This is a genomic window from Amycolatopsis sp. PSD-21 (genome assembly GCF_055561455.1).
The window spans coordinates 4,949,662-4,975,329 of record NZ_CM145712.1; the positions used below are offsets into that span (position 1 = coordinate 4,949,662).

A 25,668-nucleotide genomic window follows, 5' to 3' on the forward strand; every position below is an offset into this window, starting at 1 on the left:
GTTCGGACACGCACCGTAATCGAACGAAAGGACGATGGATGAAGAAACTCAGGGGGGTCCTGGCCGCCACCGCACTGGCCGCCGGTCTGCTCGGCGCCGTCGCGCCGACGGCACAGGCCGACCAGTCGCGCTACTACATCCTCATCGGCGGCACCTGCGACGGGGCCGCGACCGTCTACAACGACGCCTGGTTGCGGGGCGGGATCAAGAAGGTGGTCCACTACCCGGCAGGGGCCGCCGGAGCACCCAACTGCGACCAGACGCCGATGGACCAGAGTGTCGCGCGCGGGCACGAAGAAGCCCGCCGTGTCGCCCAGAGCTCCTTCGACGAGAACCCCGGCGCCGAATTCACCGTCGTCGGCTACTCGCAGGGCGCGCTGGTCGCGAACCTGGTGCTGAACGACATCGCCGACGGGAAGCTGGCGGTGGACAAGTCGCGGTTCAGGGCGAAGATCTTCGCCGACCCGATGCAGCCCGTCGGTCCGCCGGGACGCGGGATCAGCGCGGTGCTCCCCCCGGGTACCGGGGCGCCGTCGCCGTTCGGCGGCTACGTGTCGTTCGGGCCCGGCCGCACCGATTTCGGCGGTATCCCGTACATCCGCTACTGCATCGAAACCGACGGTGTCTGCCACTTCGACACCATCGAAGCGCCGGGCGGGTACTTCGCCCAGCACCTGTGCTACCAGTGGGCCCGGCCTGCCGATCGGCGCTCGATCATGGAGGACACGATCGCGGACGGCGTGTACACCAACGGATCGCACGCGCTGCCCCGGCAGAACTGCCGTCCGCCGTGGCCGGCGGCCTGACCGGCTGAAAACGGCTGTCACCCGGCGCCCGATCGCCGGGTGACAGCGATTCGGGCGATGGCCCGCCCACAGTGCCGTGGGCGGGCCATCGTCGAGCTACCGGACCGGTTCCACCGGTGCCGGGGCGTGCCCGGTCGGCCGGGCGGTGAACGTCCCCCGGCCCTGGGTCCGGCTGCGCAGCCGCGTCGCGTAGCCGAACAGCTCGGCCAGCGGCACGGTCGCGGTGACCACGGTCGTGCCCGCGCGCACCACCGAACCCAGCACCCGGCCACGCCGGGCGGCGAGGTCACCGAGCACCACGCCGACGGCGCTTTCGGGCACGGTGACGGTCACTTCGGCGACCGGCTCCAGCAGTGTCATCGCTCCGGCACGCAACGCCTCCCGGAGCGCGAACCGCCCGGCCGTACGGAACGCCATCTCCGACGAGTCCTTCGAGTGGGTGGCCCCGTCCGTCAGCGTGACCCGGACACCGGTCACCGGATGACCACCGAGCGGGCCTTCCGCCAGCGCGTCACGGCAGCCCGCTTCGACGGCACGGACGTATTCCCTCGGCACCCGGCCACCGACCACAGTGGACTCGAACTCGAATTTCCCTTCCGCCAAGGGTTCCGTGTCGATGACGACGTGGGCGAACTGCCCGGCGCCGCCGTCCTGCTTGACGTGGCGGTAGACGAAACCGGACACGCCGCGTGCCACCGTCTCCCGGTAGGCGACGCGAGGCCGCCCGACGCCGACGTCGAGCCCGTGGTCGCGCCGGACCTTCTCCACCGCCACCTCCAGATGCAGTTCACCCATTCCCGAAAGCAGGGTCTGGCCGGTCTCGCGATCGGTCCGGATGCCCAGCGACGGGTCTTCCTCGACCAGCCGCGCCAGCGCCGTCATCAGCCGTTCCGTCTCGGTTCCCGTCCGTGCCTCGACGGCGACCGACACGACCGGATCGGCCACGACGGGCGGCTCGAGCAGGAGCGGCTCCGACGGCGTGCACAGCGTCGTGCCTGCCCGCGCCGTCTTCAGCCCGACCACCGCGACGATGTCACCCGCGACGGCACTGTCCACCCTGGTGTGCCGGTCCGCCTGGACCCGCAGGATGCGGCCGACGCGCTCGACACGACCGGCGCCCACGTCCATCACCGCCTCCGAAGTCCGGATCGTCCCCGAATACACCCGCAGGTACGTCAACCGCCCGGTGGCGGTCGAAGTCACCTTGAACACCAGTGCCGCGAACGGCGCCGCCGGATCGGCGGGCCGTTCCAGGGTCGTGCCTTCGTACTCGCCCCGCACCGGCGGCACATCCGACGGCGAGGGCAGGTACGCCACCACGGCTTCCAGCAACGGCTCCACACCGCGGTTCCGGTAGGCCGAGCCGCACAGCACCACGACGCCGTCCCCTGTGCGAGTCAGCTCGCGCAGTGCCGAGACCAGCGTGCCGGTCGACACCGCCGAAGACTCGCAGAACTCCTCCAGCGCGGCCGGATGGAGTTCCGCCACGGTCTCTTCGAGCAGCCGCCGACGCCGGTTCGCTTCGTCCACAAGGGACTCCGGAACCGGTCCTTCCTCGGCCGCCCCGGCGCCGTCGGCCCAGACGAGCGACCGCATCCGCAGCAGGTCGACGACGCCCACGAAACCGTCTTCGGCCCCGATCGGCAGCTGGACCACCAGCGGGCGCGGATGCAGCCGCTCCCGGATGGACTCCACGGCCGCGTCCAGATCGGCGCCCGCGCGGTCGAGTTTGTTGACGAACGCGATCCGCGGTACGCCGTGCCGGTCGGCCTGGCGCCACACCGATTCGCTCTGCGGCTCGACCCCGGCGACGCCGTCGAACACCGCGATCGCCCCGTCGAGGACCCGCAGCGACCGTTCGACCTCGTCGGAGAAGTCGACGTGGCCGGGGGTGTCGATCAGGTTGACGAGATGACCGTCCCACGTACAGCTGACGGCGGCGGCGAAGATGGTGATGCCACGGTCTCGCTCCTGGGAATCGAAGTCGGTCACGGTCGTGCCGTCATGGACCTCACCACGTTTGTAGGTGGTGCCGGTGACGTACAGGATCCGTTCGGTGAGGGTGGTCTTGCCGGCGTCGACATGGGCGAGGATGCCCAGATTGCGGACGGCGGACAGCGGGACGGTGCGCATGGCGCGGGCCTTTCGGAAGTGATCTCCAAAGCTCGGAACGCGCGATTCGGGCGAACGCGGGCACGCGCCCTCGCCGCCGGGGAACGACGGGAAAGAGGGCGCGAAAAAGCCAGGCGTTCGTCAGTGGGCCGGTGCTAGCCGCGCGGCAGGCACCGGACGCGCGGAGACACGAGGATCACCTCGTAGCGGGCCGAGGGGACGACGACGGCGTGGTGTTGACGCACTGTCCTGTCCTTCCTCGCCGGGATGATTCGCGAGGAGTGTAGCCACCAGGTGGCGGGCCGGGAACCGGTTTTCCGCGGATTCGGAGGAAACTGGAGCGACGACCGACCAGTTTCCGGCGACGCCGGTGTCCATCCTTTCGAGGGACACCACAGGAGGAAGGAACCGGCATGGGGGCGGACGAGCTGCTGACCTTGGCGAAGACCGGTGACGGCGAGGCGTTCCGTGACCTCGTCGCGCCGTACCGCCGTGAGCTGCAGGTGCACTGCTACCGCATCCTGGGCTCCGTGCAGGACGCCGAGGATCTGCTGCAGGAGACGTTGCTGGCCGCGTGGCGCGGGATCGGCGCGTACGAGGAACGCGCCTCCGTGCGGACCTGGCTGTACCGGATCGCGACCAACCGCTGCCTCAACGCGCTGCGTGCGGGCGACCGCCGCCCGCACGACCACGCGGCCTACCGACCGGAGGTCGAGTTGCCCGAGCCGTCGCGCCGCCGCCCCGAACCCAGCTGGCTGGAGCCCTACCCCGACGTCCTGCTCGACGGCATCGCCGATCAGCTGCCTGGGCCGGAGGCGCGCTACGAGACCAGGGAGTCGATCTCGCTCGCCTTCCTGGCGGCGCTCCAGCAACTTCCCCCGAAGCAGCGGGCCGTGCTGGTGCTGCGGGACGTCCTCGGCTTCCGCGCCGCCGAGGTGGCCGGGATCCTCGACACCACGGAGAACGCCGTGACCAGCGCGCTGAACCGGGCTCGTTCGGCGCTGGCCAAGGAGATGCCCGGTGGCGGACGCGAGACCGCTCCTCTGCCGGATTCGCCGCGGGAACGCCGCGTCGTCGACGAGTTCACCCGCGCCTTCGAGGCCGGCGACGTCGACGCCATCGTGGCGCTGCTGACCGACGACGCGTGGCTGACCATGCCCCCGCTTCCACTGGAGTACCAGGGTCCGGACGCCGTCGGGCACTTCCTGGCGACCGTCGCGTACTGCGACGGCCGCCGGTACTCGCTGGTCCCGACCCGGGCGAACGGCCAGCCCGCCTTCGGTTGCTACCTCCGTGATCCGGGGACGCCGATCGGCCACGCGCACGGGGTTCTCGTGCTGGAACTGGCCGGTGACCGGATCACCGCGGTGACCCGGTTCCTCGACAACTCGCTGCTCGCCGCCTTCGGCCTTCCGCGCTCGCTGCGCGACTGATCACCCGCTCTTCCGTGGCCACGCCCGCCGGGCAGCGTTCGGTCGTCGGGGCGCCCGAGATCGGGCAGTCGTCGGGCGTGTTCATGACGTTGCGGATCTTCGGCGGGGTGTTCGGCGTCGCGGTGGCGGTCGCCGTCTTCGCCGGCTCCGGAAGTCACGGGTCGCCGGAGGAATTCGGCGGCGATTTCACCGCGGCGATGGGCACCGTCGTCGCGTTCGCCTTCACGGGACTGCTGGTCGCCTTGGGGATGCCGGGCAGGCGACCGGCCGGAACACCACGGGCATCCGCCCTGTCCGGTACCGATCGAGGAGGAGACCGATGACCGACCTGAACGCTGGAGCCGAGACGCTCCGTGCCCTGCACAGCGGGGAAATGCTGGTCCTGCCGAACGTCTGGGACGCCGCGAGCGCCGAAATCGTGGCGGAGGCTGGGTTCCCCGCGATCGCCACCGCCAGCGCCGCCGTGTCGGCGATGCTCGGCTATCCCGACGGTGAAGGCGCGCCGTGGCAGGAGATGTTCGCGGCCGCGGGCCGGGTCGCCCGCGCGGTCTCCTTGCCGGTCACCGTGGACGCGGAAGCGGGCTACGGCCTGGCGCCGCGGGAATTCGTGGACCGGCTGCTGGAGACCGGCGCCGTCGGCTGCAACCTGGAGGACACCGATCACCGGACCGGCGAGCTGATCGACGCCGGCCACCACGCTCAGCGCCTCGCGGAGATCCGCTCGGCCGCGACCGAGGCGGGTGTCCCGATCGTCGTCAACGCCCGCGTCGACGCGTTCCTGGGTGATCGCGGGGTCCCGGAGCCGGAAAGGCTCGCCGAGGCCATCCGGCGGGGCAGGCTCTACCGGGAGGCAGGTGCAGACTGCGTGTACCCGATCGGCGTGCGACGTCGCGCCGACATGGCCGCGCTGGTCACCGAACTCGCGTGCCCGGTGAACGGCAACGTCGGTGAGGAGCTGGATCTGGCCGCGCTCCGCGAGATCGGCGTGGCCCGGGTGTCGTACGGCCCGCGCTTCTATTTCGCGGCCCTGGAGGGATTCCGGGCGGCCATCGAGAACCTGTAGCCCGTGGGTCGGGGTGGTCGTGAGTGGCGATTCGGGTTAGAACCCGAATCGCCACTCACGACCACCTGCACCCGTCACTTGCAGAACGCGGCGTCCACAGTGGCCATGACCGCCTTGGACCCCTTCTCACCGTCACCGAAGGTGCCCGGCATCGCGGTCACGGCGAGCCCGACGATCCGGCCGTCTTCCGTTGCCCCACCACGGGTTTCGAAGCCGTGGATGTCCCCGCCGTGGCCCCAGTACACGCCACCGCAGCTGAGCGGATTGCTTATCAGGCCGAGCCCGTACTTGGTGCCGGGGAACAGCGGCGCGTCGACCGTCTTCCGCATTTCGGCCAGCTGCGCGGCGGGCAGCAGCCTGCCATCGAGCAGCACCTTGAAGAACTTGCCGAGGTCACTGGGCGTCGAGATCAGCTGCCCGGCGGCGCCGCCCCAGGACGGGTCGAGCTCGGTCGCGTCGATCACCTTTCCGGTGGCGGCGTTGCCGATGGCGTAGCCCTGCGGATGCCGCCCCTGGATGGTCTGGTCGCCGACCTGCGGCCAGTAGGTGTGCTTCAGGCCCGCCTTCTTGATCACGCGTTCGGTGATCTGTTCCTGGATCGGACGTCCGGTCACCTTCTCGATCAGCATGCCCGCCAGCAGGTAGCCGGTGTTGCTGTACTCCCATCCGGTGCCGGGCGCGAACTTCGCCGGGTGGCTCAGGGCCGCGGCGAGCAGCTCGTGGTTCGGGATGTACCGGTGCTGCACCTGCTCGAAGTTCTCCAGGCCGAGGTACTCGGTGTAGTTCGGCAGCCCGCTCGTGTGCTGAAGCAGCTGCCGGACGGTGATCTTGGTGGCGTCGATGCCCTCGCCGCGCACGATTCCGGGCAGGTACTTCTCGATCGGCGCGTCCAGCTCCACCTTGCCCTCGGCCACCAGTTGCAGGACCGCGACCGCCGTGAAGGTCTTGGTGTTGCTGCCCGCCCGGACCGTGCCGTCCCGGGAACCGGGACCTGGCGATCGATCCGCGAAGACCCCGCGACCAGCGACACCGTCCGCCTTCCCTCCGCCACGTAGGCGAGCGCGGCCGGGAACTTCTCCTGACGCACCAACGAGTCCAGGCTCTTCTGCAGCTCCGTCCCCTTGGCCGGGGCCGCGTCCGCCGCCGTGGTCCACGCGGCGCCCATCAGGCCAGCCACCGTCAGGACGACGACACCCTTGCGTACTGTCATTCGCACTCCTCGTTCGATCGGATCGACGTCTACGACCTTGGCCGAACCGGGCGCGAAGATCAGGAGTGCTGACTGCCGAATCCCGGGTAGCGCTGGCGCTACCCCGCCGAAAATTTTCGGACCAGAATTCGTCCCACCATTGTCGGCGCGGGATGCGGCTGACTAAGGTCAGTTCGGTAAGTGGACTAGACCACCCGAGGCCGGGAGGCGACGATGCCCCTCGACGAACAGCAGACCTGGGCGCTGCTGCGCGAGCTGGACCAACCCGGCCACTGGGAGGTGCCGCACGACTTCGACGGACCGGCCGAACGGGCCCGCTTCGAGCGACTCGCCGAACGGCTGGGCCACCGATTCGGCTGCACCTGCGAAGTCGACCGCAACGTCCAGGACGCCAGCCACCTCGGCAGGATCACGATTCCGGCGAGCGCGACCTCCGCCGGAGATCTGGTGACCGTCACGGTCAGCAATTTCGGTGGGCTCGTCGCGGTGACACTGGGGAATCCGGGCAGCTACGACGAAGACGAGGAACAACAGTTCTTCCCTGCACCGGTCCGAAGACAGGTCGAAGACGAACTGGAAGCACTCGGCTACCTGCCCGTCTCCGAACACCCGTTGTGGACCAAGTACACCGGGATCAGCGGGTTCGACACCCTCTACCCCCGGGACCGGCCGCCGTCGTGGTGGAACCGGTTCTTCGACTACCTCTAGGCGTTGCTCGGCGCGAGCGCGCCGGCGAGTTCCGCCGCGTTCGGCACGCTGACGAGCACCTCGTCGAACGGGAGCCCGGCGGCCTCGCGATCGACCGCGATCCACAACCCCGGCATACCCCTGCGGACGGACACCAACTGACGGACCCCTGCGCCCAGCCCCCAGTAGCCGACCTTCAGCACCCCGCTGATCAGCGCGCCTGCCCGTCCCCCACGCGTCCGCCGCAGGGGCGCGTCGACGTACTCGACGGCCTTGATCACCGCTCGCGGCACGACCACTTCGTCACGCCACACCGCCAGCCGCTCCCAGGCCGAGAACCGCACCCGCACTCCGCCATCGGTGATGTCCATCATCGCCATCGTGACCACTTCCCTCCATAGCCAGCTGATGTAGTTGTTATAGCAAGTGTATAGCAGATATCCTAGTGGGGTGTTGCTGACTCTCGACCTCGACAGCGAGGTTCCGATCTACCAGCAGATCCGCGACCGGATCGTCGAAGCCGTCGCCGACGGCGTGCTGGCCGAGGGCAGCGCCCTGCCCTCCACCCGGCAGCTCGGCGCCGATCTCGGGATCAACTTCCACACCGTCAACAAGGCCTACGACCTGCTGCGGACGCAGGGCTTCATCCGGATCAACCGCAAGACCGGCGCGGTCGTCCGGCGGGACGCGTCCTCCGGTCCGGCGGAAGACGGCTACGCGGACGAATGGCAGGAGCGCCTGCGTACCTTGCTCGCCGAAGCCGTCGCTCTCGGTCTCGGCCCGCGCGAGGTGACCAGCCGGTGCGAGTCCGTGCTGGACTCCTTCGCCGTGAGCGCCCGGCGATGACCGGACCGCTCTGGCTGAACCTGGCCCTGATCGCGTTCACGGCGGCCACTTTCGCGTCCGCACCCGCGCTGGCACGGCCGACCCTTCCCTTCGGCGTCCGGGTCCCGGCCCGGCGCACCGGCGAGGCCGTCATCCTCCTCGCGCGCCGTCGCTACAACCGGGGAATCGCGGTGGGTGCGGTCGTCGCCTGCGGCGTCGTCCTTGTCGGCGGGATCGGCCCCGAGATCGTCCTGGTCGGTCTCGTCGCGGCCTATTCGCTCCTCGGCGGCCTGGCCGGTCGTTCGATCGCCGCCGCGAAACGCGAGGAGGGCTGGTACACCGGGACACCGCAGGCGGTCACCGCCGACACGTCGCTGCGCTCGGATCCGGTCCGTCCACAGTGGATCCTGCTGGCGCCGGCAGTACTGCTCACCGTCGTCACGGCGGTCATCGGCCTGTTCGCGGACACGGCGAACTTCTCGACGGTCCTCACACAGCTCCTGGTCCTGGTGCTCGTCCCGATCCTGACCATCGCCATCTCACGGGCCCGGCCCGAGATCGACGCCGCACAGCCGTCCGCGTCGGCTTCGCGCTACCGGGAGTACCTGCACGGGGTGCTCAGCCTGCTGCTGATCTCCGCGGGCTGTGTCAACGCGACCATGCTCGTCGTTTCGCTCCAGCTCTGGCAGGTCGTGGAGACGACGGTGCCGACCACGATCGTGGCCTACCTGCCCCTCGTCGCCGCCTTCATCGCGTGGACCGTCTTCTCCGTCCGGGCAGGCGACGCCGGGCACCGGTTGTCGCCCACCGGCGACGAACCGGAGACCCGGTACGAACAACGCGACGACGACCGCTACTGGCACGCCGCCGGAATGGTCTACCTGAACCGGAACGATCCCGCGCTCCTGGTGCACCGGCGGGTGGGGACCTACTGGACGCTCAATCTCGGGCATCCGATCGCCTGGGTCGTGCTCGCCGCGGTCGCCGTGACCGGGCTGCTCGCCGGGCTCGGCGTCGTGACCCTCCCGGCGAAGAGCGGCTGACGGTACCCTGGCCGTGGGTGAGGAATCGTGGCCGTGGTGCCGGACTTCGTGGGAAAGCAGGCTCTCGACGCCTGGCTGGCCGGGCACGACGCGGGTCTGTCGCTGCAAGGCCCCGATCCGGACAGCCCCCATCCTCTGCTGAACGGCCAGGTCGTCGCGCAGGTGCCCGCGGCCGGGACGCGGCTGCCGCGATGGAGCGTGGTGACCGTCTGGATCACCGGCGGCGGCGACCCCGCCGGCGTCCGTGAGCCGCGTCGGCCGCTGCCGAACCTGCTCGAAGACCAGGCCGAGGGCTGATCACCGGGTGTGATCGGCGGTGCCCGGGCCGCTCGTTACCCTGAGGGAATGACGTCGCAGAAAACCCCTCAAACCATGAAGCCCGCGACAGCGGCGAAGAAGCTGGGTGTGTACCTCGAGGCGACCCCGGCGGAGTTCCAGGAGGGTGTCGTCTCCCGCGACGAGCTGAACGCGCTGCAGGCCGAGCCGCCCGAGTGGCTGCGGGAACTGCGCCGCAACGGGCCGCATCCGCGTCCTGTCATCGCGGCGAAGCTGGGCGTCTCCATCAGCGGTCTGGCGCGGGGCGGGATCACCGGCGCCCTCACCACCGAGCAGATCGACGCGATCAAGAACGAGAACCCCGATTGGCTGAAGCGGGAGCGCGAGACGCAGGCCGAGGTCCGCAAGGAGGAGGCGCGCCTCAAGGCCGCCCGCAGCGAGAGCTGACCTCAGTTCAGGCCGCGCCGGAGGACGTCGCGAAAGCCACTTTCGCGACGCCTGATGTCCCGAAAGTGGCTTTCGCGACGTCCTCCGCGACCAAGAGCGGCCCCGGCCACCGGTGCTAACCGCGACGACGGGGCTTGCCGCGCTTCCCGCCCTGGGGAGCGCGGCGATTCCCGGCCTGCGGCTTCCGGCCGGCGGGCTGAGGGCGTTTCGCCTTCGCGGGGGTCTTCTTCTCCGGCGCCGGCTTTTCCTGAGCCTGCTGCCGCCCGCGCGTGCTGTTGACCGTGCGGCCGCGCACGATCCCGATGAACTGCTCCATCAGGTCGGAGGTCTCTTCGTCCGGCCAGGACAACGCGACACCGGATTCGGGCGTGCCGGAGATCGGGCGGTAGGTCAGGTCACGCCGGTGGTGCAGCCGTGCGAGCGACTGCGGGACGACGAGGAGCCCGACACCGGCGGCGACCAGCTCGATGGCGTCCGCCGTGGTGGCGGGGCGCTCCAGCGCGGGTTTCCCCGGCGGCTGTTCCCAGTCCAGCGTGTCGTCGAGCGGGTGCAGCACGATTTCGTCGGCGATGTCGTCGACGGAGACCTCGTCCGCGGCGGCGACCAGGTGGTCCTTGGGGACGACCACGACGGTCGTCTCGGTGTAGAGCGGGATCGCGTGCAGCCCTTCGCGATCGATGGGAAGCCTCAGCAGGACGGCGTCCACCTCGCGCTCCCGGACCAGCCCGGCGGCCTCGGCCGCGGTCGTCTGGACGAGTTCGAGCGGCACGTCGGGCGACCGCTCGTTCCAGATCCGGACCCACTTCGAGGGTGTCACGCCGGGGACGTACGCGAGCTTGAAGGAGGCGGGTGTGTCCGGGCCGGTCATGAGCACAAGGTTACCGGGCGTGGTCGGCCGGGTCGTGAGTGGCGATTCGGGTTAGAACCCGAATCGCCACTCACGACCCACCGGACCGACTACGGAGCCCAGGCCGAGGACACCGCCCACGTGACGTCCTGGTCGTACGAGACCGGATTGTCGAACGGGTGGCCACCGCCGCTGGCGGCGACGTAGACCTCCTCGGCGTAATGCCGCATGTTCGTGCCCAGTTCGTTCAGCGACGCCAGCCGCACTCCACCGGCCCCGGGCTGCGCACAGAACGTCGCGTCCTTCCGGAACAGGTCGGTGTTGTCGTTCCCGCCCAGCCGCACCCGGAAGTCCGCGTGCCGCAGGAACCGGCCCGGATAGTTGCGCGCCTCCAGCGAGTAGCACGACGGATCCGCGAGACCGCGCCGCACGACGAACGTCGCGTCCGCCTTCAGCAATGCCGCACTCGACGCGTTCACCACGTCCGTCCGCGCGAGACCGTCACGGTGCCGCAAGAACCGGTCGGTGAAGCCGGGAGTCGTCACCTTGAACGACCGCGCCTGGTCCAGCGGCAGATCCGCGCCGCTGCGCCAAAGCGGGACCGAAGCCGCCCACGTCGTGTCCGCCGCGAAGCTCGACGGCGTGTCCCACGGGTTCGGCCCGCCGCTGCGCGCCAGATAGACCGTCGCGGCGTAGTGCCGCAGATACGCGCCACGCTGGTTGAAGGACTCCAAAGCCGTTCCGCCGGCCCCCTCCCTCGCGCAGAAGGTCGCGTCCCCGGCGAACAGCGCCGAGCCGTCGTTCGCGTCCTTGCGGATCCGCGACGACGCGTGCCGCAGGAAATGCCCGGGGTAGTTCCGCGACTCGAACGACAGGCACGACGCGTCGGCCAACCCCTGGCGGGCCCAGAACGTCGCGTCCTTCTTGGCGAGGTCCGCGCTGCCCTCACCAAGGACGTCGGTCCTCACGAAATCGTCCTGGTGCCGAAGGTAGCGATCCGTGTACCCCGCCGTCGTGACCCGCAACGACACGAGTTCGCCCCGGCCGACCTCGGTGCCCTTGGCGATGGCGAGCACCTTCTGGTTGATCTCGCGCACCCGCGCCTCGGTCATCTTCAGCACGCGGCGGTCGTAGGTGTAGAAGCCGTTGACCTCGTTCTCGACGTCGTACGGCTCGGTGTAGACCGACGCGGAAAGCCCGCGGCCGTGCACGAACCGCCCGACCTGCTTCGTGATCTCCACGTACCGGTTCGTCAGCGACGTCTCGTCCGGGTACAGCGCGCCGTACGCGAAACCCTTGCCCGGCTCCCATTCGTGCCCGGTGACGCGTCGCCCGAGGCCGCCGTACTCGCCCAGGACGGCGATCCGGCGTGCGTCGGGTTGCCTGGTACCGGTGGAGACCTGATACGCGTGATCGTCGATCACGTCGCCGTTGCCCGGGTCCGGATCGGACACACAACAGTTCGATCCGGAGTTGTGGTTGATCAGCCTGGTGTCGTCGATCGAGCGGACCAGATCCACGATGCGCCCGGCCTCGTACTCGCCCCAGCCTTCGTTGAACGGCACCCACTGCACGATCGACGTGATGCCCTTGTGCTGCTCGATCATCCGCCGCAGTTCGGCCTCGAAGTTCGCGTGCCCGTTCGGGACCTCGTCGATCGAGTCGAGCGACGGCATGTCCTGCCAGACCATCAGCCCGAGCCGGTCCGCGTGGTAGAACCACCTCGCCGGCTCGACCTTGATGTGCTTGCGGACCATGTTGAAGCCCAGCGCCTTCTGCCGTTCGAGATCGAACCGCAGCGCCTCGTCGGTCGGCGCGGTGTAGATGCCGTCCGGCCAGTATCCCTGGTCCAGCGTGCCCAGCTGGAAGACGAACTTCCCGTTGAGCAGCGGGCGCATCACGCCGCCGACCATCGCCTTGCCCAGCGACCGCATGCCGAAGTACCCGGTGACGGCGTCGCCTCCCGGCAGCCGGACGCGCAGGTCGTAGAGGAACGGATCGTCCGGTGACCACAGCCGCGCGTTCGGCACCGGAATCCGCAGGTGGGAACCGACGGCGCCGGTGGCGGTCCCGACCACCTGACCGCCCGAAAGCACCTCGGCGGTCGCCTGCTGCCCGGGTGTCCCCTGCACGACGAGGTCGAGCGCGCCACCAGGAACGTCGGGAGTGGTGTCGAGCCGCGTGATGTGCTCGGCGCGCACGGGTTCCAGCCAGACGGTCTGCCAGATTCCCGACGCCGCCGTGTAGAAGATTCCGTCGGGCGTCTTGCGCTGCTTCCCCACCGGGTACCGGCTTCCGTCGACCGGCGACGCGACGCCGACGACGATCTCGTTCTCCCCGGCCTTGAGCGCCGGCGTGATGTCGAACGAGAAGGCGTCGAAACCGCCGGTGTGGCTCCCGATCGACGTCCCGTTGACCCAGACCCGCGTCTCCCAGGTGACGGCACCGAAATTGAGCTTCACCCTGCGACCGTCCCAAGTGGACGGTACAGTGAACGTCCGGCGGTAGAACATGTTGTCCTCATGCCGTTTGATCCCCGAAAGCATCGACTCGATCGGGTAGGGCACGAGGACGTTTTCGCTCAGCGGCCTGCCGATCGGCGGCGAGTTCAGGTTCGGAGCGCCGGTGAAACCCCAGGTGCCGTTGAGGTTGAGCCATTCCGAGCGCACCAGTTGCGGGCGCGGGTACTCGGGCAGCGCGTTCGACGGGGAGACCTGGTCCGTCCACGGCGTCGGGAGGGGGACGGGGGCGGCTTGGGCGACGGGGACGAGTGTCGTCGCGGCGGCCAGCAGACCGGCCACGACGCTCAGGGCGCGCGCGGTTCTTCGGTGCATGCGATCTCCCTATCTCCGGGCGGTCGTACGGGCCAATGACCGTTGCAGCACAACGACCACCAAGAGGAACGCACCGCTGACCACCGACTGGTAGTTGCTGTCGAGAGTTCCGATCTGGTTGATGACGTTCTGGATCACCGTCCGGATGCCCACTCCGATGACCGTGCCGAGAATCGTGCCCATTCCGCCGGTCAGCAGGGTGCCGCCGATGACGACCACGGAGATGGCGTCCAGTTCGAGGCCCACCCCGATCACCGTGACACCGGATTGCAGGTACGCGGCGGTGAGCGCGCCCGCCAGCCCGGACAGGACGCCGCTCATCACGTAGACGGTGACCTTGGTGCGCGCCACCGGCAGCCCCATCAGTTTCGCGGACTGCTCCGACCCGCCGGTCGCGAACACCGACTGCCCGAACCGGGTCCGCCGCAACAGCAGCCCGCCGATCAGGCAGAGCGCCGCCGCGATGAACACCGGATAGCCGAACCCGAACAGCGTGCCGCGCCCGAGTTCGACGAACGCCTCGCCTTCCGGGATCTTGTACGTCGTCGCACCCTCGCTCGTGATCGCGAGCAGCAGCCCGCGGGCGAACAGCAGGGACGCCAGCGTGACGATGAACGGTGCCATCCCGGTCTTCGCGACGAGCAACCCGTTGATCAGGCCGATCAGCCCGCACACCGCCAGCGGCAGCAGCAGCGCGACGAGGAATCCCCATTGTGACCCGTAGGCGGCGAGGACCCCGCCGAGCGCGTAGACCGACCCCACCGACAGGTCGATCCCGCCGGTGATGATCACGAACGTCATCCCGAGCGCGATGATGGCGAGGAACGAGCTCTGCAGCGCGATGTCGCGCAGGTTGTCCAGGCTGCCGAAGCGCGGGAAGAGCAGCCACGCGACGGCGACCATGAGCACCAGCGCGATCGCCGCGCCCTGTTTCTGCAGGACCCCGGTCATCAGCTCGCGCCGCGTGGAGTCCTGGGCGGCCATCGTGGGCGCCGCGGTCATCGGCTGCTCCGTTCCCGTGCGACGTACACCGCGCCGACGATGATCGCGGCCTGGATCATCTGCGCGGTCGAATCCGGCAGGTTGTGCTTGATCAGCGTGGCGCGGACGAGCTGCATGAGCAGGACCCCCATCACCGTGCCGAGGATGCGGACGCGCCCGCCGGTCAGCGGGGTGCCGCCGACCACGACCGCGGTGATCGCGGACAGTTCCATCAGGAGGCCGGCGTCCGCCGGGTCGCCCGCGCCGAGCCGGGCCGTGGAGAGCACTCCGGCCAGCGCCGCGAGCAGCCCGCAGATCGCGTAGACGCCGATGAGGACGCGGGTGACCGGCAGCCCGGCGAGCACACTGGCCCGCCGGTTGCCACCGATCGCGACCAGCCGCCTGCCGAACGCCGTCTTCCCGACCAGCGCGGTCATCAGCACGGCGAGGACGGCCGCGATGAGCACGCTCACCGGGATCCCGAGCACCTCACCGGTGCCGAGCGCGAGGAAACCCGGATCGTGCAGCTGGATCAGCTGACCGTCGGCGAGCACCAGCGCGAGGCCGCGCCCGCCGACGAGCAACGCGAGCGTCGCCACGATGGGTTGAATCCCGACTCTGGCCACGAGAACCCCGTTGAACGCCCCCGCCGCCAGCCCCGCGGCCAGCGCGATGGCGACCGCGGGCAGCGTTCCGTAGCCGAGGTAGAGCGGGACGAGCGCGGCCGACAGCGCCATCACCGCGCCCACCGACAGGTCGACGCCCTCGGTGCCGATCACCAGCGCCATCCCGAGCGCGACCACCAGTACCGGCGCGGCCTGGATGAGCTGGGTGCGGAAGTTGCCGACGGTCAGGAAGTTCGCCGTGAACGCGATGTTGAACAGCACGAGCGCGACGACGGCGACGTACACGCCGTACTCCTGGAGCCACCGCGCCGCCCGGGTCCGGTCCACCGTTTTCGCTGTATCGGTCATGGTGCTTCCCGGATCCTCTGTTCGTTGCCGGGTGCTAGTGGTTGCCATCGGAAGTCCTTCGGGGGTATTCGGCGGATCCAGGTTTCCGCTGGGCGTGCGGCCGCGAGGGCCTCGTACCGGGTTGTACTCGGGTCTCGCGGCCGTGCGTCCAGCGGGAAGCTGGGCCGTCGAGACCTCCGGAGGACTTCCGATGGTGACCACTAGTCATCCGCGCCTCCCGAAGCGATCGCGGCCAGCACGTGGTCCTGGGTCAGCTGCTCCCCCGCCAGTTCCCCGACCACCGCGCCGTCCTTGAGCACGATCAGCCGGTCGGCGCCGTCGAGGAGTTCGTCCATCTCCGACGAGATCAGCAGGACGGCGAGCCCGTCCTTCGCGAGTTCGTCGATGAGCGCCTGCACCTCCGCCTTCGCGCCGACGTCGATCCCCCGGGTCGGCTCGTCGAGCAGCAGCACCTTCGGTTCGGTGCAGAGCCACCGGGCGAGCAGCACCTTCTGCTGATTCCCGCCGGAGAGCTCCGCGACCTTCTGGTCCGGGCTGGACACCTTGATCCGCAGGCGTTTCACGAACGTGTCGACGATCCTGTCCTGCTTCGCCCGGCTGACCAGGCCGAACCGCGACAGCTTCGGCAACGCGGCGAGCACGATGTTCTCCCGTACCGACAGATGCGGGATGATGCCCTCGGTCTTGCGGTCTTCGGCGAGCATGCTGACGCCCGCGCGCATCGCGGCCGCCACGTTCCCTTGCGGGACTTGCCTTCCGCCGACGAGGACGGTGCCACCGGACAACGGCAGATCGCCGACGATCGCCCGCGCGGTCTCGGTCCGGCCGGAGCCGAGCAGGCCCGCGAGGCCGACGATCTCGCCGGGCCTGATCTCCACCGAGACGCCGCTGAGCCGGTTGCCGCTGGTGAGGTCCTCCGCGCGCAGCACCGGCTCCCGGCCGGCCTCGTGGTCGCCCTCGAACGCCGTCGCGCCGTGGGAGCGGATGTCGCCCACACTGCGGCCGAGCATCATCGACACCAGTTCCAGCCGCGGCAGGTCGGCGAGCGGCCCGGTGTGGACCCGCTTGCCGTCCCGCAGCACCGTCACCCGTTCGCAGATCCGGTACAGCTCGTCCATCCGATGGCTGACGTACACGATCGCGATCCCGCGTTCGTGCAGCCTGCCGATGACCTCGAACAGCGTCTCGACCTCACGTGGCTCCAGCGAGGACGTCGGTTCGTCCATGATCACGACGTCGGCGTCGACCGACACCGCGCGGGCCAGCGCCACCATCTGCTGCGCGCCGACCCCGAGTGTCCCGAGTGGACGGCGGACGTCGGCGTCGATGCCGTAGTCCTTCAGCAGCGCCGCCGCGTCGGCGTTCATCCGCGCCCAGTCCACCAGCCCGAACCGCTTCCGCGGCTCGCGGCCGAGGTACACGTTGCTCGCCACGCTCATCAGCGGGATGAGATTGACCTCCTGGTAGATCGTGGAGATCGCGCCCCGTGCGTGGATCGTGCCGGAGTCCGGCCTGTGCACGCCGGTGAGCACCTTGATCAGCGTCGACTTCCCGGCGCCGTTCTCGCCCACCAGCGCGTGCACCTCGCCCGGCCGCAGCGCGAACGACACGTCGTCGAGCGCGCGCACCCCGGCGAACGTCTTCGTCACGCCTTCGACCTCGAGAACCGGTTCCATCGTCAGTACGCGTTCCCGAGCTTCTGGGCCGCGTTCGCCGAGTCGTACTGGTCGTCGGAGATCACCACGGTCGGCGGGATCTCCTTACCGGCGGCGAAGTCCTGCAGCGTGGAGAAGGCGAGCGGGCCGAAGCGCGGGTTGGACTCGATCACCGCGTTGTAGCTGCCGTCGGCGATGAGCTGGACGGCGTTGCGGGTGCCGTCGATCGAGACGATCTTGACGTCCTTGCCCGGCGTCTTGCCCGCGGCCTTGAGCGCGGTGACCGCGCCGATGCCCATCTCGTCGTTCTCGGCGTAGACGGCGGTGATCTCGGGGTTGCTCTGGATGAGCTGCTCCATGACCGCCTGGCCCTTCGACCGGTCGAACTCGCCGGTCTGCTCGGCGACGATCTGGATCCCCGTGGTGGCGGCGATCTCGTCCTTGAAGCCCTTGGTGCGGTCGGTGGTCACGTTGTTGCCGGACGCGCCGAGCAGGATCGCGACCTTCCCGGTGCCGCCGGTGGCCTTCACCATCTCCTGCGCGGCGCGCTTGCCCTGCTCGACGAAGTTGGAGCCGATGAAGGTCAGGTAGTCGGTGCACGGCTGGGAGGTCACCTTGCGGTCGATCGTGACGACCGGGACCTTCTTGGCCTTCGCCGCGTCGAGGGCGGGCTGGAGGCCGTCGGAGTTCAGCGGGGCGACGATGAGCAGCTGCGCGCCACGGTCCAGCAACGACTTGATGTCGCTGACCTGCTTGTTGAGGTCGCTCTGCGCGTTGGTGATCAGGAGTTTGTCCGCCGGGACGCCGAGTTTCGTCGCTTCGTCCTTGATGGACTGCGTCTCGGCGATACGGAACGGGTTCGCCTCCTTCTCCGACTGGGAGAAGCCGATGACCGCGTTCTTCACGTCCACCTGCGGGTAGCCGGTCTTCTCGCGGGCGCATCCCGGCCCCGCGGCCTGGCTCGGCGCCGCCGAGGCGGCCGGGCCCGCCCCCGACGGGGCGGATTGCTGGTTCTCGCGGCTGGTGCAGGCCGTCAGCGCGAGCGCGAGGCCGGTCACCAGGAGCAGGGTGCGGCGGATGGGCAGGGACATCGATCGCTCCTCGGGGAAGTCGAGCACACGGATCTGCGGTGACCCATGTCACTCATAGGGACGATGCCAGATTTACATCGTTGGTACAACGTTGTAAATCCGCCGTTCGCGCGGCTAGGCTGTGCCGGATCTGTGCCGGAGCACTGCAGAGGGGAGCGAGGGTGGCCACGCTCAAGGACGTCGCCAAGCTTGCGGGCGTCTCGGTCAAGACCGTGTCGAACGTGGTCAACGGCTACGACTTCGTCAAGCCGGAGAACCGCAAGCGCGTCGAGGAGGCACTGGCGTCGACCGGATACCGGCCCAACCTCGGTGCCCGGAACCTCCGCCGCGGCCGCACCGGGTTCCTCGGGCTGATGCTGCCCGAGCTGAGTATCCCGTACTTCGGCGAGCTGGCGGGTCTCGTCCTGCAAGCGGCGCAGGAACACGAGTGGAACGTCCTGATCGAACAGACCCTCGGCACCAGGGAACGGGAGCGCAATGCCCTGTCCGCGCTGGGCCCGCACCTGATCGACGGCGCGATCATCAGCCCGGAAGCGTTGCACACCAACGACTTCGAGGATCTGGCGCCAGGCGTGCCGCTGGTGATGCTCGGCGAGCACGTCGTCGACGTCCCGATCGACCACGTCGGCATCGACAACGTCCAGGCCGCCCGGATCGCGGTGCGGCACCTGATCTCGCTCGGCCGCCGCCGGATCGCCGCGATCGGCGCGCATCCGCAACGCCACACCGCCGCGCAACGGCTGGAGGGTTACCACTCCGCGCTCGAAGAAGCGGGTCTCACGCCCATTCCCGAGCTGGTCCTGCCCGCCCTGCGCTACCACCGCGCCAACGGCGCCGAGGCGATGGCGCATCTGCTCGCGTTGCCGGAGCCGCCCGACGCGGTCTTCTGTTTCAACGACCTTCTCGCCATCGGCGCTCTTCGTGCCGCGGCCGAACGGGGCGTCCAGGTGCCGTCGGACATGGCGATCGTCGGCTTCGACAACAACGAAGAGAGCGCGTACAGCCTGCCTTCGCTCACGACGATCGCGCCGGACAAGGCGGCGATCGCGCGGGCCGCGGTCGATCTGCTGCGGCGGCGTATCGCCGGCGGGAGCGACCTGGAACCGGAGGACGTCCAGACGCCGTTCTCGCTGGAGATCCGGAACAGCACCATCGCTTGACCCCCGGGGGGCGAGTGAGGTTGCGAAAGCCACTTTCGCAACGTTGAAGGTTGTGAAAGTGGCTTTCGCAACGGGCCCTTCCGCCGCCTAGCCGGAAGCCAGCAGCCTCACTTCGGCGCCGGTTTCGACTGTCGCGAGCCCCGCGGAGCCCGCATTCAGAGGACGAAACGCGGGACTCGTGGCATGGTGTGTCCGTGAACCGGGCCCTGGCCGTGCTGACCCTCGTCGCGTACGTGACGTTGCCGCTCGGCTCGGCCCGATACGAGACGCTCGTGCTGCCGACGCTCCTCGCCGGGCTGGTCTACGCGGCGATCGCGATCACCGGCTTCCCCTGGGTGCAGAAGCAGGGGCGCGCGTGGGCGATCGCGTACGTCTGCGTTCAGTTACCGCTCGGCTTCACCCTGTTCTCGCTTTCGGGCGCCGCTGTCGGCGCCGTCCTGCTTCTCGTGGTCCTCGTCTGCCACACCGTGTTGCTGCTGCCGCTGCCGGTGGCCTTCGGGGTCGCGGTGGTGATCCCGTTGATCCACCTGCCGATGGCGCCGCTGGACGGGCTCCGCGAGGGGCTCGGGACGCTGGCGGTCATGGTCTTCGCCGCCGTGGTTACCGAGCTGGTCGTCCGTGAGAAGCGGGCCCGGGAGGAACTGGCCGAGGCGCACGAACGTCTGCGCGACCAGGCCGCGCAGGCCGAACAACTCGCCACGATCCAGGAGCGCAACCGCGTCGCGCGCGACATCCACGACGGGCTCGGTCACCATCTCACCGTCGTCCAGATGATGTTGCAGGCCGCCCGCGCGGTGATCGGCACCGGCGACACGGAACGGGCCGACGGGATGCTCGCCAAGGCACAGGACCAGTCGCGGGAGGCGCTGGCGGAGGTCCGCCGGTCGGTGTCGGCGTTGCGGGAGCCGCGTTCCGAACCGCTCACGGACGCCGTGCGGACACTGACCGAAGAGACTTCCGCGGCGGGCGTGCCGACCGGGTTCGCGGTCAAGGGAACTCCGAGGGACACCCGCGCCGACGTGGAGGAGTCGCTGTTCCGGGCGGCTCAGGAGGGACTGACCAACGTGCGCAAGCACGCGCGGGCCACCGCCGCGACCGTGGTACTCGACTACGCCGTCGCCGATCGAGTCCGGCTCGAGGTCCGCGACGACGGTATCGGGTTCACCGGAGATTCCGAGCCGGACAAGGGTTTCGGTCTCGTGGGACTGCGCGAGCGGGTCGCCGGGCTCGGCGGCAGTGTCTCGGTCGACTCCGCGGAAGGCCACGGCTCGACGCTCACCGTGGAGGTGCCGGGATGAGCGTCCGGGTGCTGATCGTCGACGACCAGGCGTTGTTCCGCGAAGCGTTGGCGACCCTGCTGGAGGTCCAGCCTGAGATCGACGTCGTCGGTGAGGCGGGCGACGGCGAGGAGGCCGTCCGGCTCTGCGCCGAGCTCCGTCCCGACGTCGCGCTGATGGATCTGCGGATGCCGGTGCTGGACGGAATCGCCGCCACAGCCCGGCTTCGGGCCGAGCAACCGGACGTGCGCGTCCTGGCGTTGACGACGTTCGACGACGACGAGGACGTCTTCGCCGCGTTGCGCGCGGGCGCGGTCGGCTACCTGCTCAAGGACGTCTCGTCGACGCGGCTGGTCGAAGCGCTGGTCGCGGCCCAGCGGGGCGAATCGGTGCTGCAGCCGTCGGTCGCGGCGAAACTCGTCGCGCACGTGGCGCGGCTGCCCGCCGAGGCACCCCGGCCGTCGACGACGCCGCTTTCGGAGCGTGAACTGGAGGTCGTCCGGCTCCTGGCGGACGGCCGCAGCAACCGCGAGATCGCCAAGACGTTGTTCCTCGCCGAGGGCACCGTGAAGAACCTCGTGACGAGTGTCCTGTCCAAGCTTCAGGTGCGGGATCGCACCCAGGCGGCGCTGCGCGCGAAGGAACTCGGCCTGTTCTGAGCGGCGGGTCGTGACCGGATGGACGACACGCGTGATCAGGCGGACGACACGCGTGACTGGACGGACGACACGGTCACATGACCTCGCGCATGACTTCCGGCACCTGCCCGCGTGACCCGCCCCGGCCGAACATTGCTCCCGTCGCACCGACCGAGGGAGCTGGAAATGAAGCACACGACCGAACCGAAGACCCGCAAGCAGGCCGTTCTGCACTTCGTCCGCCACGCCGTGGAGATGCTGATCGCGATGGTGGCCGGGATGATCGTGCTCGAACCGGTCTGGTCGTTCCTGTGGCCGGGTCTTGCCGGGAACGTGACCGCGAACGCGCTGGTCATGGCGACGAACATGTCGCTCGGCATGGCGCTGTGGATGCGGATCCGGCGCCACGGCTGGGCTTCGATCGCCGAGATGTCGGCCGCGATGTACGTACCCTATCTGCTGTTCATGCCGTTCTTCTGGACCGGCCTGATCTCGGGATCGACGCTGATGACCGCCGGCCACGTACTGATGGTGCCCGCGATGCTCGCCGCCATGCTCCGCCGCCGCGCCGAGTACGGGCTCTGACCATGCGATCCTTCCTGCGCGTCACGCTGACCGTGCTGGCGTTCACCGTCGCCGCCCTGGCCCTGCCGGTCACCTTCGGCGCGGTCACCCTCAACGCCAGCTTCGAAGACCGCTACACGCCGAGAAACGACGGCATCGTGCCGCGTCCCGCCCACCGGCCGCACGATCCCGCGAAACCGACCGCGGTGGTCGTGGTGGGCAACGAGGGCGCCGTCGTCTCCGACGCGCTCGCGCCCTACGAGGTCCTGGCCGCGTCCGGCGCGTTCAACGTCTACACCGTCGCGCCGGAGGTCCGGCCGGTCACGCTGACCGGCGGACTCGACCTCATCCCGGACCTGGGTTTCGCCGATCTCGACAGGCTGCTCGCGTCCGCCGCGCCGGACGTCGTGGTGGTGCCCGCGTTGCCGGATCTCGGCGAGCCGACCACCCGGCCGGTGACCGAGTGGCTGATCCGGCAGTCGGCGCGGGGCTCGCTGCTCATGAGCGTCTGCAACGGTTCGGGCGTGCTCGCCACGGCCGGGCTCCTCGACGGGCGGAAGGCCACCGCGCACTGGATCCGCATCGACGGCTTCGACGACGAATTCCCCTCCGTGGACTGGATTCGCGGCACGCGCTACGTCGACGACGGGAACATCCTCACCACGGCGGGGATCCTCTCCGGGATCGACGGGGCGCTCCGGCTCACCGAGCGCTTCGCCGGCACCGAGGCCGCGCGGAGGGCGGCGGAAGCCGTCGGCTGGGCCCACTACTCCCCCGGCTCCAGCCCGCCGATGGAGCAGAACAGCTTCGAAGCGGCGGACACCGTGGTCGGGTTCAACACCGCCTTCCGATGGGACAAGCCCAGGCTGGAAGTCCTGCTGACCACCGGGATCCGTGAGCTGGAACTGGCCGCGGTGTTCGACACCTACGGCCAGTCCCTCGCGGTCGAAACGCGAGCGGTCGGTCTCGACGGCACGCCGATCCGGTCCCGGCACGGCCTGACCTTCGCGCCGCGCGGGACCCCCACCACCGAGCTCGACCGGCTGATCGTGCCCGGCACCGACGCGGCCGCGAGTCACGCCGCCGACCAATACTCCGGCTTCTCACCGGTGTATCTGCACACCGAACCGGGGTTCCCGTTCGACGCCGTCCTCGAAGACCTGGCCCGTACGACGGACGCCGCGACCACGCGATGGACGTCGAGGACGCTGGAGTACCGGCCCGCCCACCTCGCGCTCGACGGCGAAGCGTGGCCGTGGACGGTCACGCTCCGGCCGTTCGGGCTGGCCGCCCTCGGCTTGCTCGCGGCCTTCGGGATCCGCGCCGTCAGCCGGCGATCCGCGGGCCGGGGCCCGTCTCCCGCACGACGCGGTAGCGGGGATTCGCACTGACCAGCGACTCGACCTCGCCGGGCAGGCCGTCGAGCGCGGCTTGGATGGCCGCGAGCCGTCCCTCGGTATCCGACGTCTCCTCGAAATGCCGGTAGTCCGCTTCACTCGCCCAGCTGACGACGTTCACGACCCTCGTCCCGTCCACGCTCGCGTGGAAACGGGCCGAAACGTAACCCGGGTAGAACCGGACCCAGCGGTCCTGGATCTCCGCGAAGGCCTCGACCAACGCCGCCTGGGTCTCCGGTCCGTCGACCGCGTACTCGATGATCGAGTAGAAACCCTTGTCTTCGCCCATGTTCACTCCTTGACGCGATTCGGTGAACACCAGGCTTCACCCTCCACCTAACTGGAGATCAAGTCCGGCCCGCCTCGTGGGCGACGATCGCGAGCTGGATCCGGTTGGTCAGGTCGAGCCGGGTCAGCGCGCTGGAAACGGTCGCCTTGATGCTCGACCGGGAAAGATGCAGGCGTTCGGCGATCTCCGCGTTGCTCAGCCCCTCCGCGACGGCGTGCGCGACGTCACGTTCCCGCTCGGTCAGCAGCTCCATCCGGTTCCTCGCGGTTCCGCGATCCGGGCCCCGCCGCGCCGCCATCGCGATCACGGTCCGGGTCACCTCCGGCGACAGCACCGGTTCCCCGGCCGCCGCGCGCCGGACCGCCTCGACGATCTGCTCCGGCGGAGTGTGCTTCAGCAGGAACCCCGCCGCGCCCGCCCGTAAGGCCGCGAGCACGGTCTCGTCGGCGTCGAAGGTCGTCAGGATGACCACGGCGGGTGCGTGCTCGCCCGTCCGCCCGGCGAGCGCGGCGGTGGCGGCGATCCCGTCGAGCACCGGCATGCGGACGTCCATCAGCACGACGTCCGGCCGTAGCCGGGTCACGGCGCCAGCGACGTCGGCGCCGTCGGCCGCCTCACCCACGACCTCGACGTCGACCGCTCCGCCCAGCATGAGCCCGAGCCCGCCGCGCACGAGCGGATCGTCGTCGACCACCAGTACCTTGATCACGGCACACACGGTATCCGGGCCCGTACGCGGAACTTGCCGTCGCTGATCTCCCTGCTCAGCTCCCCGCCGTGCAGCGCGATCCGCTCGGCGAGCCCGATCAGTCCCGCGCCGGCGCCGGGGATCTCGCTGGTGGTGACCCCGATCGGCGCGGCGTTGGCCACCTGCACCAGCACCTCCCCCGTCGCGGAGCCGCTCACCAGCACGTCGACGGCCGCGCCGGGGGCGTGTTTCCGCGCGTTCGTCAGTCCTTCTTGGACGATGCGGTAGATCGTGCGCTGTATCTGCGGCCGCAACTCCCCGAGTCCCTCGGCGAAAGCGGCCCGCACCTGCTGTCCGCTCTGGCGGGCTTCGTCGACCAGAGCGGGCAGCCGGGCCACCGTCGGCTGCGGCGCCTCTCGGCCGTCCTCGCCGTCGGGCCGCTGACGCAGCAGGTCGAGCACCTCGCGCAGTTCGTCCAGCGCCTGATTGGCGTTGGACCGCACGACCGCGACGACGTCTCGGACTTCGGCCGCCGTGGGTTCCGGCGCGGCACCGCGTTCCGCCTGCGCCGTGCGGTATTCCAGCGCCCCGGCGTGCACCGCGAGCAGCGAGATCCGGTGTGCGAGGACGTCGTGCATCTCGCGCGCGATCCGCTGGCGTTCGGCCAGGCGGCTCTCCTCCAGTTCACGGCTATGCGCCCGTCGCTCAGCGTCCGCGCGCATCCGCAACGCCAGCACGACCTGACGGCGGGCGCGCACGCCGATCCCGGCCGTCACCACGAGCGCGGCGCCGAGCACCAGGCTGATCAGCCAGGGCAGGGGTTGCGCTGCCGCGCCGGGGAAGTACGCGTGGATGTACGGGACGCTGATCAGCACCGCCACCGACGTGATCGGGACCGCCGGCTTCCAGCCCCGGTGCAGGGCGAGGGAGAACAGCAGCAGGATCATCGCCGCCGCCGCGGTGTTCGCGAGCGCCCCGGCCGTCGCGGCCAGGACACCGCCCGTCACCGGGAACCGCCGTCGCCACCAGAGCGCCAGGCAGACGATCCCGCCAAGGACCGCGTCGGCCACCTGCGTCCAGCTCGGCAGCCCGAGCACGCCGGGAAGGACGAAATACCGGAACTCGAGGAACCAGACGAGGGCCGCGACCGCGAACATCGTCACGTCCACCGCCCAGTCGCGCGGCGTGCGCGTCCCGGACCACTCCCCCGGTTCGTCGGCACGGGCGAGCTCACCGGGCAGCATCCAGCGGTCCACCGTCACGGCCATCCTCGCAGTGTAGATACCGACAGACCGGACAAGTGGCCACGATCTTCCTGGCCACTCGGCCATCGAATCGGTCCCGTAGACCGAAGCGGCGCGCGTACCGCGG

Annotated in this window: 25 protein-coding genes and 1 pseudogene; 14 read left to right on the top strand and 12 right to left on the bottom strand. The window is 69.8% G+C overall.

Annotated elements, in window-relative coordinates:
* Positions 1-38 precede the first annotated feature (38 nt).
* The gene (locus ACZ1DY_RS23400) at positions 39-806 is read left to right on the top strand and encodes a PE-PPE domain-containing protein (RefSeq protein WP_465480838.1); all 768 of its coding nucleotides are present in this window, start codon (positions 39-41) and stop codon (positions 804-806) included.
* A gap of 96 nt (positions 807-902) precedes the next feature.
* Here the strand turns inward: ACZ1DY_RS23400 and fusA are convergent, their stop codons facing one another.
* Positions 903-2,939 (bottom strand): elongation factor G, encoded by a 2,037-nt coding sequence (fusA, locus tag ACZ1DY_RS23405; protein ID WP_465480839.1) that lies wholly within the window; start codon positions 2,937-2,939, stop codon positions 903-905.
* A gap of 392 nt (positions 2,940-3,331) precedes the next feature.
* Between fusA and ACZ1DY_RS23410 the strand changes: the two genes are divergently transcribed.
* The 3 genes from ACZ1DY_RS23410 to ACZ1DY_RS23420 are packed head-to-tail and all read left to right on the top strand — an operon-like array spanning position 3,332 to position 5,414.
* A complete protein-coding gene (locus tag ACZ1DY_RS23410) occupies positions 3,332-4,351 on the top strand; it encodes a sigma-70 family RNA polymerase sigma factor (RefSeq protein ID WP_465480840.1) in 1,020 nt (339 codons plus the stop codon).
* A gap of 14 nt (positions 4,352-4,365) precedes the next feature.
* The gene (locus tag ACZ1DY_RS23415; RefSeq protein ID WP_257486413.1) at positions 4,366-4,674 is read left to right on the top strand and encodes a hypothetical protein; all 309 of its coding nucleotides are present in this window, start codon (positions 4,366-4,368) and stop codon (positions 4,672-4,674) included.
* The gene (locus ACZ1DY_RS23420) at positions 4,671-5,414 is read left to right on the top strand and encodes an isocitrate lyase/PEP mutase family protein (protein ID WP_465480841.1); all 744 of its coding nucleotides are present in this window, start codon (positions 4,671-4,673) and stop codon (positions 5,412-5,414) included. The genes ACZ1DY_RS23415 and ACZ1DY_RS23420 overlap by 4 nt, the downstream gene beginning before the upstream one ends.
* 74 nt (positions 5,415-5,488) lie before the next feature.
* Here ACZ1DY_RS23420 and ACZ1DY_RS23425 read toward each other — a convergent pair.
* Positions 5,489-6,624, bottom strand: a pseudogene (locus tag ACZ1DY_RS23425) (serine hydrolase domain-containing protein).
* Positions 6,625-6,837: 213 nt separating this feature from the next.
* Here ACZ1DY_RS23425 and ACZ1DY_RS23430 point away from each other — a divergent pair.
* The gene (locus ACZ1DY_RS23430) at positions 6,838-7,332 is read left to right on the top strand and encodes a hypothetical protein (protein ID WP_465480842.1); all 495 of its coding nucleotides are present in this window, start codon (positions 6,838-6,840) and stop codon (positions 7,330-7,332) included.
* Here the strand turns inward: ACZ1DY_RS23430 and ACZ1DY_RS23435 are convergent.
* The gene (locus tag ACZ1DY_RS23435) at positions 7,329-7,691 is read right to left on the bottom strand and encodes a hypothetical protein (RefSeq protein ID WP_465485703.1); all 363 of its coding nucleotides are present in this window, start codon (positions 7,689-7,691) and stop codon (positions 7,329-7,331) included. The genes ACZ1DY_RS23430 and ACZ1DY_RS23435 overlap by 4 nt on opposite strands.
* 70 nt (positions 7,692-7,761) lie before the next feature.
* Here ACZ1DY_RS23435 and ACZ1DY_RS23440 point away from each other — a divergent pair, with 70 nt between their 5' ends.
* From ACZ1DY_RS23440 to ACZ1DY_RS23455, 4 genes are all read left to right on the top strand, one after another.
* Positions 7,762-8,157: a GntR family transcriptional regulator gene (locus tag ACZ1DY_RS23440; RefSeq protein WP_126735097.1), complete on the top strand. Its 396-nt coding sequence runs from the start codon at positions 7,762-7,764 to the stop codon at positions 8,155-8,157.
* Positions 8,154-9,179: a DUF1648 domain-containing protein gene (locus ACZ1DY_RS23445; RefSeq protein ID WP_465480843.1), complete on the top strand. Its 1,026-nt coding sequence runs from the start codon at positions 8,154-8,156 to the stop codon at positions 9,177-9,179. Before ACZ1DY_RS23440 ends, ACZ1DY_RS23445 begins: the two co-directional genes overlap by 4 nt.
* Before the next feature lie 27 nt (positions 9,180-9,206).
* Positions 9,207-9,476 (top strand): PASTA domain-containing protein, encoded by a 270-nt coding sequence (locus ACZ1DY_RS23450; protein ID WP_257486408.1) that lies wholly within the window; start codon positions 9,207-9,209, stop codon positions 9,474-9,476.
* Between the two features lie 75 nt (positions 9,477-9,551).
* Positions 9,552-9,902 (top strand): DUF5997 family protein, encoded by a 351-nt coding sequence (locus ACZ1DY_RS23455; protein WP_257489969.1) that lies wholly within the window; start codon positions 9,552-9,554, stop codon positions 9,900-9,902.
* 115 nt (positions 9,903-10,017) lie between these two features.
* Here the strand turns inward: ACZ1DY_RS23455 and ACZ1DY_RS23460 are convergent, their stop codons facing one another.
* From ACZ1DY_RS23460 to ACZ1DY_RS23485, 6 genes are all read right to left on the bottom strand, one after another.
* Positions 10,018-10,770, bottom strand: a complete 753-nt coding sequence (locus tag ACZ1DY_RS23460; RefSeq protein ID WP_257486407.1) for a LysR family transcriptional regulator substrate-binding protein — start codon at positions 10,768-10,770, stop codon at positions 10,018-10,020.
* An 89-nt stretch (positions 10,771-10,859) separates the two neighbouring features.
* Complete coding sequence (locus ACZ1DY_RS23465; protein ID WP_465480844.1) at positions 10,860-13,583, bottom strand: AbfB domain-containing protein; 2,724 nt, start codon at positions 13,581-13,583, stop codon at positions 10,860-10,862.
* A gap of 9 nt (positions 13,584-13,592) precedes the next feature.
* Entirely contained in the window at positions 13,593-14,585 is a 993-nt protein-coding gene (locus ACZ1DY_RS23470) for an ABC transporter permease (protein ID WP_191252469.1), read from the bottom strand.
* On the bottom strand, positions 14,582-15,538 hold the full coding sequence (locus ACZ1DY_RS23475; protein ID WP_465480845.1) for an ABC transporter permease: 957 nt from the start codon (positions 15,536-15,538) through the stop codon (positions 14,582-14,584). The genes ACZ1DY_RS23470 and ACZ1DY_RS23475 overlap by 4 nt, the downstream gene beginning before the upstream one ends.
* A 200-nt stretch (positions 15,539-15,738) precedes the next feature.
* On the bottom strand, positions 15,739-17,214 hold the full coding sequence (locus ACZ1DY_RS23480) for a sugar ABC transporter ATP-binding protein (protein ID WP_257486405.1): 1,476 nt from the start codon (positions 17,212-17,214) through the stop codon (positions 15,739-15,741).
* A gap of 2 nt (positions 17,215-17,216) precedes the next feature.
* Complete coding sequence (locus tag ACZ1DY_RS23485) at positions 17,217-18,284, bottom strand: ABC transporter substrate-binding protein (RefSeq protein ID WP_126735091.1); 1,068 nt, start codon at positions 18,282-18,284, stop codon at positions 17,217-17,219.
* 161 nt (positions 18,285-18,445) lie between these two features.
* Here ACZ1DY_RS23485 and ACZ1DY_RS23490 point away from each other — a divergent pair, with 161 nt between their 5' ends.
* The 5 genes from ACZ1DY_RS23490 (at position 18,446) to ACZ1DY_RS23510 (ending at position 23,314) form a co-directional block, all read left to right on the top strand.
* The gene (locus tag ACZ1DY_RS23490) at positions 18,446-19,444 is read left to right on the top strand and encodes a LacI family DNA-binding transcriptional regulator (RefSeq protein WP_034318806.1); all 999 of its coding nucleotides are present in this window, start codon (positions 18,446-18,448) and stop codon (positions 19,442-19,444) included.
* A gap of 194 nt (positions 19,445-19,638) precedes the next feature.
* Complete coding sequence (locus ACZ1DY_RS23495; RefSeq protein ID WP_465480846.1) at positions 19,639-20,742, top strand: sensor histidine kinase; 1,104 nt, start codon at positions 19,639-19,641, stop codon at positions 20,740-20,742.
* The gene (locus ACZ1DY_RS23500) at positions 20,739-21,380 is read left to right on the top strand and encodes a response regulator (protein ID WP_457954112.1); all 642 of its coding nucleotides are present in this window, start codon (positions 20,739-20,741) and stop codon (positions 21,378-21,380) included. Before ACZ1DY_RS23495 ends, ACZ1DY_RS23500 begins: the two co-directional genes overlap by 4 nt.
* A 165-nt stretch (positions 21,381-21,545) precedes the next feature.
* The gene (locus ACZ1DY_RS23505) at positions 21,546-21,944 is read left to right on the top strand and encodes a hypothetical protein (RefSeq protein ID WP_257486402.1); all 399 of its coding nucleotides are present in this window, start codon (positions 21,546-21,548) and stop codon (positions 21,942-21,944) included.
* A gap of 2 nt (positions 21,945-21,946) precedes the next feature.
* Positions 21,947-23,314, top strand: coding sequence for a DJ-1/PfpI family protein (locus ACZ1DY_RS23510; RefSeq protein ID WP_465480847.1), 1,368 nt, complete (start codon positions 21,947-21,949; stop codon positions 23,312-23,314).
* Here ACZ1DY_RS23510 and ACZ1DY_RS23515 read toward each other — a convergent pair.
* The 3 genes from ACZ1DY_RS23515 to ACZ1DY_RS23525 are packed head-to-tail and all read right to left on the bottom strand — an operon-like array spanning position 23,250 to position 25,565.
* Positions 23,250-23,609, bottom strand: coding sequence for an antibiotic biosynthesis monooxygenase family protein (locus ACZ1DY_RS23515; protein ID WP_126735085.1), 360 nt, complete (start codon positions 23,607-23,609; stop codon positions 23,250-23,252). The genes ACZ1DY_RS23510 and ACZ1DY_RS23515 overlap by 65 nt on opposite strands.
* A 58-nt stretch (positions 23,610-23,667) precedes the next feature.
* A complete protein-coding gene (locus ACZ1DY_RS23520; protein ID WP_465480848.1) occupies positions 23,668-24,318 on the bottom strand; it encodes a response regulator in 651 nt (216 codons plus the stop codon).
* Complete coding sequence (locus ACZ1DY_RS23525) at positions 24,315-25,565, bottom strand: sensor histidine kinase (protein WP_465480849.1); 1,251 nt, start codon at positions 25,563-25,565, stop codon at positions 24,315-24,317. The genes ACZ1DY_RS23520 and ACZ1DY_RS23525 overlap by 4 nt, the downstream gene beginning before the upstream one ends.
* Positions 25,566-25,668 lie beyond the last annotated feature (103 nt).

Coding starts and splice junctions, on each gene's coding strand:
- ACZ1DY_RS23400 (WP_465480838.1), top strand. CDS start 39: ATGAAGAAACTCAGGGGGGTCCTGGCCGCCACCGCACTGGCCGCCGGT.
- fusA (WP_465480839.1), bottom strand. CDS start 2,939: ATGCGCACCGTCCCGCTGTCCGCCGTCCGCAATCTGGGCATCCTCGCC.
- ACZ1DY_RS23410 (WP_465480840.1), top strand. CDS start 3,332: ATGGGGGCGGACGAGCTGCTGACCTTGGCGAAGACCGGTGACGGCGAG.
- ACZ1DY_RS23420 (WP_465480841.1), top strand. CDS start 4,671: ATGACCGACCTGAACGCTGGAGCCGAGACGCTCCGTGCCCTGCACAGC.
- ACZ1DY_RS23430 (WP_465480842.1), top strand. CDS start 6,838: ATGCCCCTCGACGAACAGCAGACCTGGGCGCTGCTGCGCGAGCTGGAC.
- ACZ1DY_RS23435 (WP_465485703.1), bottom strand. CDS start 7,691: ATGGCGATGATGGACATCACCGATGGCGGAGTGCGGGTGCGGTTCTCG.
- ACZ1DY_RS23445 (WP_465480843.1), top strand. CDS start 8,154: ATGACCGGACCGCTCTGGCTGAACCTGGCCCTGATCGCGTTCACGGCG.
- ACZ1DY_RS23455 (WP_257489969.1), top strand. CDS start 9,552: ATGAAGCCCGCGACAGCGGCGAAGAAGCTGGGTGTGTACCTCGAGGCG.
- ACZ1DY_RS23460 (WP_257486407.1), bottom strand. CDS start 10,770: ATGACCGGCCCGGACACACCCGCCTCCTTCAAGCTCGCGTACGTCCCC.
- ACZ1DY_RS23465 (WP_465480844.1), bottom strand. CDS start 13,583: ATGCACCGAAGAACCGCGCGCGCCCTGAGCGTCGTGGCCGGTCTGCTG.
- ACZ1DY_RS23470 (WP_191252469.1), bottom strand. CDS start 14,585: ATGACCGCGGCGCCCACGATGGCCGCCCAGGACTCCACGCGGCGCGAG.
- ACZ1DY_RS23475 (WP_465480845.1), bottom strand. CDS start 15,538: ATGACCGATACAGCGAAAACGGTGGACCGGACCCGGGCGGCGCGGTGG.
- ACZ1DY_RS23480 (WP_257486405.1), bottom strand. CDS start 17,214: ATGGAACCGGTTCTCGAGGTCGAAGGCGTGACGAAGACGTTCGCCGGG.
- ACZ1DY_RS23485 (WP_126735091.1), bottom strand. CDS start 18,284: ATGTCCCTGCCCATCCGCCGCACCCTGCTCCTGGTGACCGGCCTCGCG.
- ACZ1DY_RS23500 (WP_457954112.1), top strand. CDS start 20,739: ATGAGCGTCCGGGTGCTGATCGTCGACGACCAGGCGTTGTTCCGCGAA.
- ACZ1DY_RS23505 (WP_257486402.1), top strand. CDS start 21,546: ATGAAGCACACGACCGAACCGAAGACCCGCAAGCAGGCCGTTCTGCAC.
- ACZ1DY_RS23510 (WP_465480847.1), top strand. CDS start 21,947: ATGCGATCCTTCCTGCGCGTCACGCTGACCGTGCTGGCGTTCACCGTC.
- ACZ1DY_RS23515 (WP_126735085.1), bottom strand. CDS start 23,609: ATGGGCGAAGACAAGGGTTTCTACTCGATCATCGAGTACGCGGTCGAC.
- ACZ1DY_RS23525 (WP_465480849.1), bottom strand. CDS start 25,565: ATGGCCGTGACGGTGGACCGCTGGATGCTGCCCGGTGAGCTCGCCCGT.